Source organism: Ideonella sp. FW305-24 (genome assembly GCF_058788035.1).
The window spans coordinates 245,895-259,164 of the sequence record NZ_JBYTAI010000001.1 but is presented as its reverse complement, the minus strand read 5'-3'; the positions used below and the strand labels follow the sequence as shown (position 1 = coordinate 259,164).

The following is a 13,270-nucleotide window of genomic DNA, read 5'->3' as shown; positions in this document are numbered from 1 at the left end:
CGTCGGCGGCCCCCACGGTGGCGGCCAGCGAAGACTCAGGGCAACAGGACGGCAGCGCCTTGCAGCCGGCCGGCGCGCAGATCGGCAAGAGCTTCGTTGGCCTGCGCCAGAGGGTAGACGGTGGTTTGGACCTGGGGTGGATGCGCCGTAGCAAAACGAAGGTACTCATGGGCATCGGCGCGGGTCAGGTTGGCCACCGACACCAGCTGGCGCTCCTCCCAAAGCAGCCGATAGCGGAATGACGGGATGTCGCTCATGTGGATCCCGCCGCAGACCACCCGGCCGCCTTTGCGCACGGCCGCCAGCGCCTGCGGCACCAACTCGCCTGCCGGCGCGAAGATCAGCGCCGCGTCCAGTGGCGCCGGCGGGGGCTGGTCGGCCGGGCCAGCCCAGCTTGCGCCCAGCGACAACGCGAATCGCTGCGTCGCGGCATCCCCCGGCCGCGTGAATGCGAGCACTTCCTTGCCCTGCGCCAGCGCGGCCTGCGTGACCAGATGCGCCGCGGCACCGAAGCCATAGATGCCGATGCGAGCTGCATCGTCACCGGCCTTGCGCAACGTGCGCCAACCGATCAGGCCAGCGCACAGCAAGGGGGCCATTTGCGCTGGCGCCATCGGCAGGCTCAAGGGCAGGCAGAACGCAGCCTCGGCGAGCACATGGGTGGCGAAGCCGCCATCGCGGCCGTGGCCGGTGAATAGCGGTGCATCGCAAAGGTTCTCGCTGCCGCGGGCGCAATAGGCACAGCAGCCGCAAGCGTGGCCCAGCCAGGGCACGCCCACGCGTTGCTCAAGCAGCGACTGCGCTACCCCGCTGCCAACGCGCTCGACGATGCCGACGATCTCGTGGCCGGGAACGACAGGCCAATGCGGCACCGGCAACTCGCCGTCGACGATGTGCAAGTCTGTTCGGCAGACCGCGCAGGCCTCGACCCGCAGGCGCAACTCACCAGGGCCCGGTTCGGGATCGACCCTTTGCACCAGCCGCAGCGGCTGGCCAGGCCCGTGGAGCAACATGGCTTGCATGTGTGGCCCTAGCGGGTCAGGATTGCACCGGCTGCTTCGCCAGACGGTTGCAATGGCCCCAGCGGGTTGACCCGCAGTTCCGAGCGAGCCACGCGAGGCTCGCCGCCGAAGTTGGAGAACAGGACCACACCGCTCCGAATGACCAGCAGCGCACGCAAATGCCAGCCGCTCACTTCTGTCAGGCGCCTGAAGTTCAGGAAATCGCGCCAGAAATCGCCCACGCGCTGGCGCTGCTGCACACCGATCTCGAACTCGTAGGCGCGGCACGCCATCTGTGCCTGGATGCAGGCGCGGATGCCGGGATCGAGTTCATCGAGCGCGATGTTCGGATGAGGGGCCAGCCGCGCCACCAACTCGGGATACGGGATCACGTTCACATTCGCACTGTCCGCGATGTCGAAGCCGAGTGCTTTCAAGTCATTCACCGTGGTCTTGAACGGCACCACGGCTTGCAGCGCCTGACCCGCCGCCTCGTAACTTTCGAACGAAGTGGCGGTGCGCTGCGTCTCGCTGGGCAGGAGGTGGCCGCAGGCAGCCAGAAGAAGCGGCAGCGCGGACGCCAGCATGGCCCGCGCGGCGCTGCGAATCCCGACCGTCCCGTCCATTCAGAAGACCTTTCCATTGCAAACTGGAGCCACACGGCTTTGGCTGGCTCCCAGCATGGCGCGCGACGCACCAGGCGGTGTTGAGATCGCTCAAATGACGCTTGATGCGAAGCCGCCTGGCTTCTTCCGCCGGCCATTGCGGCACATCAACCGCGCAGGCCAAGGCACATGCATGATGGTCTGCCTCTCTTTTACGCCGAGCCTGCCATGAGCATTCGCCACCTGGACTCGATGTTCGCGCCTCGCTCGGTTGCCGTGTTTGGCGCCAGTGACCGGCCTGCCAGCGTGGGCGCCACGGTCTGGCGCAACCTGCGCCAGGGCGGATTCGGCGGCGCCCGCTGGGCGGTCAACCCCAAGCACGGCCAGATCGCTGGCGAAGAAGCCTATGCGGATGTGGCCAGCCTGCCTGAGGCCCCGGAACTCGCGGTGATCTGCACGCCCGCCGCGACGGTGGCCAGGCTGATCGAGGACCTGGGTGCGCGCGGCACGCGTGCCGCTGTCGTGCTCAGCGCGGGAATGGACGAAGCCATGCGCCGGGCCATGCTGGAGGCCGCCGGTCGACACATGCTGCGCATCATCGGCCCGAATGGCCTGGGCCTGCTGTCGCCGCATGCACATCTGAATGCCAGCCTCGCGCAAACCTGCGCCCAGCCCGGCGCCTTGGCCTTCGTCTCGCAATCCGGGTCCCTGATGTCCGCGGTGCTGGACTGGGCGAATGGCCGTGGCATCGGGTTTTCGCATTGCATCTCGCTGGGCGAGCATGTGGACGTGGACCTTGGCGACCTGCTCGACTGGCTGGCCAGCGACGCCAGGACGCGTGCGATCCTGCTGTATGTCGAATCCATCACTTCGGCCCGCAAGTTCATGTCCGCAGCACGTGCCGCGGCGCGCAACAAGCCGGTGCTGGTGGTGAAGGCCGGCCGTTCGCATGACCAGGCGGCGGCGTTGTCGCACACTGGGGCGCTCGCTGGCTCGGACCTGGTGTACGACGCGGCCATCCGGCGAGCCGGCATGCTGCGTGTCGACACCCTGGAGGAGTTTTTCACTGCCGTTGAAACACTTGCCCATTTTCACGGCCAGCCCATCGATCAGGCGGCACCCTGGCCGGCGCAATTGACGCTGCTGAGCAATGGCGCTGGCGCCGGCGTGCTGGCGGCCGACGCAGCTGCGCTGGCCGGCGTCGCGCTGGCTCCGTTGAGCGAAGCCACGCTGCGGGCGCTGAACGTGGCATTGCCCGGCAACTGGCGCCACGGCAATCCGGTCGACATCATGGGCGATGCGCCTGTGGCGCGCTATGTTCTGGCGCTGAAGGCCTTGCTTGGCGACCCTGCCAACGGCAGCGTGCTGCTGATGCATGCCCCGACCGCGATCGTGCCCAGTGGCGAGATCGCCGCGGCGCTGGCGCCGCTCGGCAAGCTTGCCCCGGGCCGCCTGCTCGGCTGCTGGCTAGGTGACGCGGCGGTGCAGGGCGCGCGGAACACCTTTCGCGCGGCCGGCATCCCCTGTTACGACCAGCCCGAGGAAGCGGTGCGGGCGTTTTCAATGCTGCAAACCTACCGCTACAACCAGCAGGAACTGCTTCAGACACCGGCAGTGCAAGCTGCCCGCCCCGCGCATGACTGGACACTGTCACGGGCCTTGATCGACGCGGTGCTGTCCCAGGGGCGGGAGATGCTGAGCGAGCCGGAGGCCGGGCAACTGCTGGCCGGCGCGGGCGTGCCAGTCGTCGAAACAAGGGTCGTGGCGCCCCAGGCCGATGCCGCGGTGGAGGCGGCACGCCTGATCGGCTACCCGGTGGTGCTGAAAGTGCTCTCGCCGCAGGTCTCGCACAAGCGTGACGTGGGCGGCGTTGCACTCGGGCTGGCCAGCGATGAAGCGGTGCGCGAAGCTGCCGGCGGCATGCTGCGCCGCGTGGCCGAGCTGTTGCCCATGGCCGGGGTCACGGGCTTCACGGTGCAGCCCATGGTTCAGAGGCCGCACGCGCTGGCGCTGGTCCTGGGCACCCGCGTGGACCCGGTGTTCGGTCCCGTCGTCCTGTTCGGGCAAGGGGGCTCCGCGGTGGAAGTGTTGGCCGACCGGGCCATTGCACTGCCACCGCTGAACGGGCCGCTGGCCCTGGCGCTGATTGGCCGCACCCGGGTGGCTCGCCTGCTGGCGGGCTGGCGCGACGTGCCTGCCGCCAAGCTCGACGCCGTGGTGGCGGCGCTGGAAGCCATCTCGGACCTGCTGGCCGCAGAGCCTCGCATTGCCGAGATCGACATCAACCCGCTGCTGGCCGACGCGCAGGGCGTGCTGGCGCTGGACGCGCGGGTCCGGGTCAGCGCGGCGGCGCCAGGTGGCACAGCGCACTTCGCGATCCTGCCTTACCCCAGCGAGCTGGTCGAAACCTTTGAATGGCAAGGCCGGCAACTCACCCTGCGGCCGGTGCGGCCAGAAGACGAGGCCCAGCATCGCGCGTTCCTGGAGCGGCTGGACCCGGAAGACGTGCGGCTGCGCGTCTTCTACAGCCGCCGCAGCATCGAGCACAGCGAACTCGCCCGCCTGACGCAGATCGACTATGGGCGGGAAATGGCCTTCATCGCGACCGGCCCGGCCGCGGCTGGCGGTGACGAGACGCTGGGTGTCGTCCGCGCGGTGTGCGACCCCGACAACCTGCAGGCCGAGTTCGGCATCATCGTGCGTTCGGACCTTCAGGGCAGTGGACTGGGCAGGCGGCTGATGCACAAGCTGATCAGCTACTTGCGCGCTCGCAGTGTCCAGCGCCTGGTGGCCACGGTGCTGGTCGACAACCAGCGCATGTTGCAGCTGGCCCGGGAGTTGGGGTTTTCCGTAGAAGCACCTGATGCGGGCGTTCGGCGCATTTCGCTCGAACTGAACTGACGCCGACAAGGGAGGCGGAAGAGGTCGCGCCTCACAGCATCACGACGCGGCGCAACTTGCCGCTGCCACGCTGCCTGAGGGGCGGCTGTTCGCCGTGAACAATGCGCTGATGCCTGATGCCCTGGCTTGCGAGGAAGGCTTTCAGCACACGGCTGCAGCGGTCGAATGAATTGCTGGGATCGTTGTCGCCGTTTTCGGCGGTCAGCCGCAATTCCACCGCGCCCTCCTGGTGGTACAGCAACTGGAACTGCGTGACGCCGGCCTCCTCCTCCATCACCGTTTCCAGCACCAGCGGCAGCAGGGTGACGGTGCCGCCTTGCCTGGCGGGCAGCACCAGCACATCGTCGGAGCGGCCCTGCACCTCGATCACCGGGAAGGCGCAGCCGCAGGGACGGGGTTCGGGCACAAACCGGATGCGGTCGGTCAGTTCGCAGTGCAGCAGCGGCTGCACCTGGTTGGCCAGGTTGGTCAGCAGCGTGCTGTGCGAAAACTCGCCGACGGGCGTCGCTCGCCCCTGGGCGTCGATCCCCTCCAGGATCACCCAGTCGTCGTTCAGGTGCAGACGGCCTTGGGCGCACGCGAGCCGGAGCTGGTCCACACCATGCAGCGCGCCAGCCAGGGGTCGGCACAGCCGTCTGCCGATGCGACTGCCGCCTCAGCTCCGCCGAGCGTGATGCGCCGGTCGGTGGCCCAGTTGTCGAAGTGCTGCATCAGCAGCTGCTTGCTGATCGGATCGACATCGGCGAGCGCCTTTGCGCCATGCGCACGCGCGGCATACAGCGGGGACTCGCGTGTCGCGAAGGCCAGCAGGTGGCGCAGCCGCTGATCGCGCATCTGGCGGCCAGCGCCCAGCGGGTCCAGGGTTGCCAGCCACGTCTGCTGGCAAGCCTGAAACCAGAGCCAGGGATCGAACGGCGGCAAGAGGGGGGCGGTCATCGGGTGCTCGGCGTGAACCGATCCTGTTTTCGCGATGTTGGCCCTGGCGATGTTGCTGGCGTTGAGGGGGATCAACGCACGCCTCGCCGAGTGGGCGAGGATGGGCTTTTCCTGATGACGTCCAAGGAGAACGACATGGCAAGGAGTGCAACGATGAGCGCCAACCGAAAGACCGGCGCTGAAGAGGCACCAAGCAGCGGTGAGCCGCACGCTGGCATCAGCGCAGCCCGCGTGATCCTCGGCAGCTCGATGGCCCTCGCGCAGAATCTTGTCGACTGCGCAGCACAACTGCAGCAGCAGCAGGCAAAGTCCATTGACGCCTTTTCCGTCGCGCTGGACTCGGCGCTGCGCGATGCGGAACACGCGGGTGACCTGCCGGCACTGATGGCGATTGCGGCCAAGCTGGTCAACGGGCAGCTGGCCCTGCTGATGCAGCAGATGGGTGAAGGCGTATCGGGCTGGATGGAAGGCGAAATGCAACTCGCCCGCCGCCTGAACAGCAATGCCTTTGCATTGGCGCAGCAACTGCGTTCGGAGCGGGCGGAACCGCCCGTGGCCAATGGCCTGGACACCTCCTCGCTGGCCCAGCTCGGGCGATTCCAGGACCAATGGCTGGCGACCACCCAGCGTTGGGCGGATGCGGCGGGTGCCACGATGCCACATTGAGCTTGGGGCAGCGCCTCAGCGCGTGTACATCGCGTCGATTTCCGCTTTGTAGCGGGCCACCAGGTTGTGGCGTTTGACCTTGAGGGTCGGCGTCAGCAGGGTGTTCTCTACCGTCCAGGGCGCCAGCGTCAACAGCACCGCGCGGGGCTGTGCGTAACGCGGAAAGGCGGAGGTACGGGCGGTGATTTTTTCGAGCGCGGCCCGGCGTGCGCCCGCATCCCGCAGGCTGGCAGGAGCGGATGGGTCCAGCCGCAGGCTGCCGGCCAGGCGCACCCAGGCATCGCGGTTCAGCACCACGACGCACGCAATGAAGGGCCGCTCATCACCCAGGGCGCAGGCCTGTTCGAACAAGGGGTCGGCCGTGATCGCCAATTCGAGGTCGACAGGGGCGATCTTCTCGCCGGTGGAGGTGACGATGATCTCCTTGACCCGGCCGAGGATGCGCAGGCGCCCGTGTTCGATGACCGCCTGGTCGCCGGTCCGAAGCCAGCCGTCCAGGAATGCGTTGTGCGTGTCCGTCTCGCGCTTCCAGTAGCCCCGCATCACGCTCGGGCCCCGCACCAGCAGCTCGCTGCGCTCTGCGATGCGCAATTCCACGCCCGGCAACGCGCGGCCGACGGTTGCCGGGTCGTTGTCGTCGGGGGCGTTGACGGCAACCACCGGCGAGGTCTCGGTCATGCCATAGCCCTGCAGGACTGGCAGCCCCAGTCCCAGGAAGCAGCGTGAGATCACCGGCGGCAGTGGTGCGCCGCCACTCACTGCGACCCGCAACCGCCCGCCGAACGCAGCGCGCACCGGGCGCGCCACGCGGGGCTCGAGCAGTTGCCACGCCAGCGAGTCCCACAGCGGCCAGCCGTGGCGCTCCTCCGGCAGCGCTTGCTCGCGGCGAAAGCGCCGCCAGCCCACCTCGATGGCCCACATGAACAGCCACAAGCGCCATTCCGAGCCGGCCAGCGCTTGGCGCAGCTTGGCGTAGACCCGCTCGTAGATTCGCGGCACCGAGATCAGGATGGTAGGGCTCACGATGAGCAGATCGTCCGCCAGCAGCGCAATGGACCTGGCATAGGCCACGCAGCAGCCGGCAGCGATCGGCAGGTAGTAGCCAGCGGTGCGTTCGAAGGTGTGGGACAGCGGCAGGAAGGAAAGGAAAACGTCGTCTGTCCGGGGCGCGACGCGCACCAGCGCCGCCTTGACATTCGAGACCACATTGGCATGCGTCAGCATCACGCCCTTGGGCTTTCCGGTGGTGCCCGAGGTGTAGACCAGGGCCGCCAGTTCGTCCTCCTCTGGCGCCAGTGGCGGGAGAGGTGGCGCAGTCTCCGCGCGGGCGGCCAGCCAGGCGGTCACCGAACAGATGCGTGGGCCGCCGGCTGGCGCGTCCACGGCGCTGTCCATCTCTTCGAGCACCACCACATTGCGCAGCATCGGCAGCGCTCGCTGCAAGGCAGCGATGGCTTGCCATTGGCCCAGCGATGCGACGACCAGCAGCGCCGCATCGCTGTCCGCGAGGATGTAGGCGATGCTCTCCGGGTTGTCCAGCGCATGCAGCGGCACCGGCACGCAGGCCAGTGCCAGCGCCGCCTGGTCGATGCAGACGGCCGCCAGTCCGTTGGGCAGCAGGATCGCGACGCGGCTTCCGCGTTCCAGCCCGGTTCTGGCCAGTGCGGCGCGCCAGCTGGCAATGCGCAGTGCCGCTTCGCGCCAGGAGAAGCTCGCCCACTGCCCGGTGCCTGCGTTGAACTCCCGGTAGGCTTCCAGCTCGGGCGTGCTGCCAACCCGCCAGTCCAAAAGCTGAGGCAGGGTTCGCACCTGCGCTGGCACGGCGTCACTGCGCGCGGCTTTGTGCGCAGTTTCGAACGTGGCCCCCACGGCGCGGGCCGCCGCGCCACCTGTCATGTCGTCCATTGCATTCACATTGCCTCAGCTGCCCAACCTGGATCTCGTGCATTGCCGTTTTGTGATCCATGGGCGCATGACCCTTGAGATCCGGCCGATCAGTACACACCGACTGGCCGACGGTCATCTTGCGCGCAATCAAGGTCAGGGCGTAGTCTGTCGCTGTGAAAGGGAGGGGCGCCTTGAGCGATGAATTGGGCCTGACGCAGCAAGCCGCCATGGTGGCCGCACTGCGGCGCCGGCTCGCAGCCGAGACGGGCTGCACGGTTGCGCAGTTCGAGACACACATCTCCCATGTGCTGGTCTGCGGCGAGCATGCGTTCAAGTTCAAGAAGGCGCTGAAAAATGCCTTCCTGGACCAGTCCACTCTCGCGCAGAGGCGGTGGGCATGCGAGGAGGAACTGCGCCTGAACCGGCGCCTGGCGCCAGATCTGTACCTTGCCGTGGTGCCGATCTGCGGCACGCCGGTGGCACCGGAAATCGCAGGGCAGGGCGTTGCGTTCGACGTGGCTGTGAAGATGCGGTCCTTCGCTCAGGACGGCCTGTGGGACGCCCTGGCGGCTCGGGCTGAATTGGGTCCGCAACACATCGATGCGCTGGTGCAACTGCTGGTGCCGTTCCATGCCGCGGCTGCCGGGGCGCACGGAGCGCTGGGCAGCCCCGCCGGGTTGCGCGCGGCGATGCTCGACAACCTGGCCGAACTGGCGCAATGGGATGCGTCGACCGATGGCCGCGCCCGCCTGCAGCGCCTGCGGGATTGGGAGGCTGCCACATTCGAGCGGCTTGAACCGCTGATGGCGCAGCGCCTGGCGCAGGGCAGGGTGCGCGAATGCCACGGTGACCTGCACCTGGGCAATGTGGCGACGGTGGACGGCCGCACCCTCGTCTTCGACTGCATCGAGTTCAACGACAGCTTCCGCTGGATCGATGTCATGAGCGAACTCGCCTTCATGGCGATGGACCTTCACGCGCATGGCCTGCCGAAACTGGCGCATCGCCTGGTCAGCGGCTACCTGGAGGCTGGCGGCGACTACGGCGGCGTCGAGTTGCTTGACTACTACCTGGTCCATCGCGCACTGGTGCGTGCCAAGGTGGGTATGCTGCGCGCGCAACAGTCGGCTGCCGCGAGCGGCGGCGCTACCGCCGGCGGACCGTCAACCGTTGGCCGCTACATCGATCTCGCCCTTGCCTTCAGCCGACGAGGCGACACGCGCGCCGTGCTGATGTTGACGCATGGTTTCTCCGGCAGCGGCAAGTCCTCCCTCACGCTGGACCTGCTGGGCGCCATCGGCGCCATTCGCATCCGTGCCGATGTGGAGCGCAAGCGCCTGGCAGGTCTTCAGCCGCTCGATCACGCCGGTGCGCCTGCCTCCCCCGGGCTGTATGCCCCGGAGATGACCGCCGCCACCTATGCGCGGCTGCTGGCACTCGCCGCGCCTGTGCTGAGAAGCGGTCGCCACGCCATCCTGGACGCCACCTTCTTGCAGCGTGCCCGGCGCGATGCGGCACGTCAGTTCGCAGCCCTCCAGGCCGTGCGCTGCATCGTGCTGGACTTCGAGGTTGAGATCGAAGTGCTGCGCCAACGTTTGCGCGAGCGCACGCTGCGCGGCGCGGATCCGTCCGATGCGGATGGCAATGTGCTCGCCGCGCAGCTTCTCGCGGCCGAGCCGCTGCAAGCGGATGAACTGGCGCAGGTCTTTCGGTGCCGGTGCGCGTCGAAGGTCGAGGCCAGCTGTCCCCAGGCGGATTGGGCGCCGCTGCTGGCATGGTTGGCCGGTGGCGGAATCGCCGTCGGGAAGTGATCAGCCGGGCGCCGTCAGGCGCCCCGGGGACGTGCGTGAATGGTGCTCGCCCAGCGGCCGGCCGTCAGCTCGCCGGTGGATGGGCCAGCGGCTCCGGCAGCGCGTCTTCCATGCCGAGCCCGTTTGCCACGCCGTAGCGGATCAGCGCGGCCAGGTTGGGCAGTTGAAGCCGATCAAGGATGCGGCTCTTGTGGGTGCTGACGGTCTTGACCGAGAGGTGCAACGCGTTGGCAATGTCGGTCGGGCGATGGCCGGCGACCAGCCGGCGCAATACTTCGATCTCCCGGTCGGACAGGCACTCGTGGCGCAGGGGTTCGCGCGCGCCGTTGAGCTGGGTGATGACCCGCTCGGCGAGGCTGGCGGTGACGTAGGTGCCGCCTTCAGCCACCTTGCGGACCGCTGCCGCAAGTTCACGTGTGGCGCTGTCCTTGGTGACGTAGCCGTTGGCGCCAGCCTTGAAGGCCCGCATGGCGTATTGCTCCTCGGCATGCATGCTGAGCATCAGCACGCGCAGACGCGGAAATTCGGCCCGCACGCGACGCAGCAGTTCCAGTCCGTTCATGCCAGGCATCGAGAGGTCCATGATGGCGATGTCGAACGCACCGGTACGCAGCAGTTCCAATGCTTCGAAGCCGCTATCGGCCTCGGCGACGCCCCAGGCCGTGTGGGTGCTTTCGAGAATGCGCTTGAGTCCCTCGCGCACGATGGCGTGATCGTCGACGATCAGGATGCTCAGCGGCGAGCGCGGCTCGGCAATCATGGCCTGGCGCCGCCGGGGCCGCGTGCTTGGCCCGGCGTCCTGCGATTGGCCGCTTCTCCGGCGAGCGGCATGCGCACGACCACGCAGGCGCCGCCATTGCCGGCATTGTTGAGTTCGAGCTGTCCGCCTAGCGCGTCCGCGCGTTCCTGGATGCCCAGCAGGCCGAACTGGCTTTCGCGCTGGGAAGGCGGATCGGGCAGACCCACGCCATCGTCACGCACGCTCAGCACAAGCTCGCCCGCTTCGACATGGAGCGCGACCTGGACCTTGCTCGCCTGCGAATGGCGGGCCACGTTCACCAGCGCCTCTTGCACCATGCGATAGATGGCAATCGACACCTTGTCCGATGGCGGCGGTTCGATGGCGTCCACCTGCAGATGCACGGGGATGCCCAGCCGCTTCGAGAAATCGTTGGCGAGCCATTCGATGGCATCGCCCAGTCCCAGGTCGTCGAGCATCAGTGGCCGCAGGTCAGCGGCAATCCGGCGGACGGACTGAACGATCTGGTCCAGACGTGCCAGCAGCATGGCCACATGGCCATTGGCTTCCTGCAACTCGCCCGAACGCGCGCAGTCCGCAATGTCCATCTTCAAGGCGCTGAGGCTCTGCCCGAGCTCGTCGTGCAGCTCCCGCGCGATCCGGCGCCGCTCCTCTTCGCGGGCTTCCACCACGTTGGCGGACAGCCGCCTGGACAACTGCCTGGAGCCTTCAGACTCTCGCAGTTCGCGGTTGCGTTGGGAGACGTCGGAAATCACCATCTGGACGGTGGTGCGTTCGTGGTCGGGCAGTGCAGTCAGTGCGATCTCGACTTCACGTTCCCTCCCCTGGTGGGACAGGCGCGCTTGCAGCCTGCCGAATTCGCCTTCATGCTGCAGCGCGTGCATCAGCTGTTCGCGAAGCTGGGCATGGCTTTCGGCTTTCACCAGGGTGTAGATCGACTGCCCGACCAGATCGGCGCCTGAGGCGGTGCCCATCAGCTTGCCTGCGGCGCGATTGGCAAAGGTCACCTGGTCACCTTCGGCGACCCAGATGGCGATCGGCGCGAGTTCCACCAGCGTGCGAAGGCGCTGCTCCACGCTGTGCGGTTCGGCCCGGCGCGCCGCTTCCTGGCTCGGGTCGCGCACGAACGGCGACGTCGCGGTTGGTGGTGCTGATGCCAGCCAGTCGGACCCTTCTGGCGAGCGCTGACTGACAGCGGTACCACTGCTCGGGTCCTTCGGGGTGTGGCGTTCAGCTTGCATCCATTTGATGATGCAGACTTTCTCTGCGCGGCTTTTGCGCAAGATCAAGCGGGCGACCCATCCCTTGGGACGCCCGCAGCTTGCTCAGGCAATGGCCAGGCGCTTTTGAGACATGGGTGCGCGCTTGGGCAAGGTCAGCTTGAGCACGCCGTTCTCGAAGCTGGCTTCGGAGCGGGTGTCGTCCACGGCGTCCGATAGCGCGAAGGTGCGGCTGGCGAACCCGTAAAGCCGCTCGCTGCGCAAGACGCGGCTGCCGGACTTCTCCTCCTTGTCCTGCTTGACCTCGGCGCTGATGGTGACCTGGTTGCCATCGATGCGAACGTCGATGTCCTGCTTGCGCACGCCCGGAATGTCGGCCTTGACGAGATAGCTGCCTTCGGATTCGCTGACATCCAGGCGTATCTGCGGCAGCTGGTCCGCGGCCTCGAAGCGCCAGGGCCGCATCATGCGAAGCGCCGATTCCATGGGGTCGAGGTCGAAGAGATCGTTGATGCGTAGGTCGTTCATTTTGATGCTCCTGAGAGGCAACCTGCGGCGCGGTGATGTTGGCGCGTCCTGGGGTTGCGGTTGCTGGGAATCTGGGCAGGTCAGCTGTGTGTCCCAACCGTCAGCTCGTTGACAACCAAGCTGATGCCGGGCGCGGCCCAAGCCGCCCCTTGCGCGGCGGCGCGTTCGGCCCATGAGTCGACCCGGCCGCGAAGCGTGACCTTGGCGCCGCTCACCATGACCTCGATGTTCTTTGCTTCACGTTCGGCATGCCGCGCCAGCGCGTCGCGAATGCGGTTGGTGATGTTGCTGGGCGCCACGCTGGGCTTGATCGTGACGCCGTCGCTGACGCCAACCACGCCGATCAGCGCACGCACAGCCCGCTCGGCGGCGCTGCGCTGGTATTGCCAGTCGACTTCGCCCGTCAGCGAGACCCAGCCCTTTTCCACCTTCACGCGGATGCGATCAGCGGGGATCATGACGTTCCACTTGAACGCCGACTCGACCGCCTCTGCGATCTCGGAGTCGCTGCGCTTGTGGCCGGGCGCCAGCTTGACGTCGAGCTCGACGGCCACCGCCTTGACGCCAGCCACGCGCTGCACCGCGCGTTCAATGGCGTGCTTCTCGGCAAAGGTCTCGAGGTGGCCGGTCAGCGTGACCACGCCGTCCTTGGCCGCCACGCCCACGTGGGCGGCGTTGATCACCGGATCCCACTGCAATTCAGTGGTGATGTCGGCCTTGAGTTGTGCATCGGTTTTCATGATGGTCCTTTCACAGTGCGAGGCAGGATGCCGGCGGCCTGTGCGTTGTCGACGCGACCGCCTGTCCTGTGACCATGGTGGGATCGGCTCGGCAGTCGCCGATTGAGCCTGCTCAGCGATTTGCCACGGCTGCCCTTGCTCCGGCCCAGCCAACCGGTTGCGTCTGATCAACCCGGGCGGCCACGGGCGCGCCGAACATTCAGGCCTGTGCATGT

The 13,270-nt window shown here is 67.4% G+C and carries 12 protein-coding genes; 3 read left to right on the top strand and 9 right to left on the bottom strand.

Going from position 1 to position 13,270, the window contains the following annotated elements; translation table 11 throughout:
- Positions 1-35: 35 nt before the first annotated feature.
- On the bottom strand, positions 36-1,022 hold the full coding sequence (locus tag AC3WR5_RS01145) for a zinc-dependent alcohol dehydrogenase family protein (protein ID WP_492481218.1): 987 nt from the start codon (positions 1,020-1,022) through the stop codon (positions 36-38).
- An 8-nt stretch (positions 1,023-1,030) separates the two neighbouring features.
- Positions 1,031-1,627: a hypothetical protein gene (locus AC3WR5_RS01140; protein WP_141291035.1), complete on the bottom strand. Its 597-nt coding sequence runs from the start codon at positions 1,625-1,627 to the stop codon at positions 1,031-1,033.
- Between the two features lie 207 nt (positions 1,628-1,834).
- Here AC3WR5_RS01140 and AC3WR5_RS01135 point away from each other — a divergent pair, with 207 nt between their 5' ends.
- On the top strand, positions 1,835-4,507 hold the full coding sequence (locus tag AC3WR5_RS01135) for a bifunctional acetate--CoA ligase family protein/GNAT family N-acetyltransferase (RefSeq protein WP_492481216.1): 2,673 nt from the start codon (positions 1,835-1,837) through the stop codon (positions 4,505-4,507).
- Between the two features lie 31 nt (positions 4,508-4,538).
- Here the strand turns inward: AC3WR5_RS01135 and AC3WR5_RS01130 are convergent, their stop codons facing one another.
- Positions 4,539-5,105, bottom strand: a complete 567-nt coding sequence (locus AC3WR5_RS01130; protein ID WP_492481214.1) for a phenylacetate--CoA ligase family protein — start codon at positions 5,103-5,105, stop codon at positions 4,539-4,541.
- Complete coding sequence (locus tag AC3WR5_RS01125; RefSeq protein ID WP_492481212.1) at positions 5,060-5,443, bottom strand: hypothetical protein; 384 nt, start codon at positions 5,441-5,443, stop codon at positions 5,060-5,062. Before AC3WR5_RS01125 ends, AC3WR5_RS01130 begins: the two co-directional genes overlap by 46 nt.
- Before the next feature lie 153 nt (positions 5,444-5,596).
- On the opposite strand from AC3WR5_RS01125, the gene AC3WR5_RS01120 reads away from it, so the two are divergent.
- Positions 5,597-6,109: a hypothetical protein gene (locus AC3WR5_RS01120; protein WP_492481210.1), complete on the top strand. Its 513-nt coding sequence runs from the start codon at positions 5,597-5,599 to the stop codon at positions 6,107-6,109.
- 15 nt (positions 6,110-6,124) lie between these two features.
- On the opposite strand, the gene AC3WR5_RS01115 is transcribed toward AC3WR5_RS01120, so the two are convergent.
- On the bottom strand, positions 6,125-8,014 hold the full coding sequence (locus AC3WR5_RS01115; RefSeq protein ID WP_492481208.1) for an AMP-dependent synthetase/ligase: 1,890 nt from the start codon (positions 8,012-8,014) through the stop codon (positions 6,125-6,127).
- Between the two features lie 209 nt (positions 8,015-8,223).
- On the opposite strand from AC3WR5_RS01115, the gene AC3WR5_RS01110 reads away from it, so the two are divergent.
- Positions 8,224-9,807, top strand: a complete 1,584-nt coding sequence (locus AC3WR5_RS01110; RefSeq protein ID WP_141285548.1) for a bifunctional aminoglycoside phosphotransferase/ATP-binding protein — start codon at positions 8,224-8,226, stop codon at positions 9,805-9,807.
- A gap of 64 nt (positions 9,808-9,871) precedes the next feature.
- Here AC3WR5_RS01110 and AC3WR5_RS01105 read toward each other — a convergent pair whose 3' ends face one another.
- The 4 genes from AC3WR5_RS01105 to AC3WR5_RS01090 all read right to left on the bottom strand — a co-directional run bounded on the left by AC3WR5_RS01105 (position 9,872) and on the right by AC3WR5_RS01090 (position 13,055).
- The gene (locus AC3WR5_RS01105; RefSeq protein ID WP_141285550.1) at positions 9,872-10,567 is read right to left on the bottom strand and encodes a response regulator transcription factor; all 696 of its coding nucleotides are present in this window, start codon (positions 10,565-10,567) and stop codon (positions 9,872-9,874) included.
- Complete coding sequence (locus AC3WR5_RS01100) at positions 10,564-11,856, bottom strand: PAS domain-containing sensor histidine kinase (RefSeq protein WP_141285552.1); 1,293 nt, start codon at positions 11,854-11,856, stop codon at positions 10,564-10,566. The genes AC3WR5_RS01105 and AC3WR5_RS01100 overlap by 4 nt, the downstream gene beginning before the upstream one ends.
- A 36-nt stretch (positions 11,857-11,892) precedes the next feature.
- Positions 11,893-12,315: an Hsp20/alpha crystallin family protein gene (locus AC3WR5_RS01095; protein ID WP_141285554.1), complete on the bottom strand. Its 423-nt coding sequence runs from the start codon at positions 12,313-12,315 to the stop codon at positions 11,893-11,895.
- A gap of 80 nt (positions 12,316-12,395) precedes the next feature.
- Positions 12,396-13,055, bottom strand: a complete 660-nt coding sequence (locus tag AC3WR5_RS01090) for a BON domain-containing protein (RefSeq protein WP_141285556.1) — start codon at positions 13,053-13,055, stop codon at positions 12,396-12,398.
- Between the last annotated feature and the right edge of the window lie 215 nt (positions 13,056-13,270).

Coding starts and splice junctions, on each gene's coding strand:
- AC3WR5_RS01145 (WP_492481218.1), bottom strand. CDS start 1,022: ATGCAAGCCATGTTGCTCCACGGGCCTGGCCAGCCGCTGCGGCTGGTG.
- AC3WR5_RS01140 (WP_141291035.1), bottom strand. CDS start 1,627: ATGGACGGGACGGTCGGGATTCGCAGCGCCGCGCGGGCCATGCTGGCG.
- AC3WR5_RS01135 (WP_492481216.1), top strand. CDS start 1,835: ATGAGCATTCGCCACCTGGACTCGATGTTCGCGCCTCGCTCGGTTGCC.
- AC3WR5_RS01125 (WP_492481212.1), bottom strand. CDS start 5,443: ATGACCGCCCCCCTCTTGCCGCCGTTCGATCCCTGGCTCTGGTTTCAG.
- AC3WR5_RS01120 (WP_492481210.1), top strand. CDS start 5,597: ATGAGCGCCAACCGAAAGACCGGCGCTGAAGAGGCACCAAGCAGCGGT.
- AC3WR5_RS01115 (WP_492481208.1), bottom strand. CDS start 8,014: ATGGACGACATGACAGGTGGCGCGGCGGCCCGCGCCGTGGGGGCCACG.
- AC3WR5_RS01110 (WP_141285548.1), top strand. CDS start 8,224: ATGGTGGCCGCACTGCGGCGCCGGCTCGCAGCCGAGACGGGCTGCACG.
- AC3WR5_RS01105 (WP_141285550.1), bottom strand. CDS start 10,567: ATGATTGCCGAGCCGCGCTCGCCGCTGAGCATCCTGATCGTCGACGAT.
- AC3WR5_RS01095 (WP_141285554.1), bottom strand. CDS start 12,315: ATGAACGACCTACGCATCAACGATCTCTTCGACCTCGACCCCATGGAA.
- AC3WR5_RS01090 (WP_141285556.1), bottom strand. CDS start 13,055: ATGAAAACCGATGCACAACTCAAGGCCGACATCACCACTGAATTGCAG.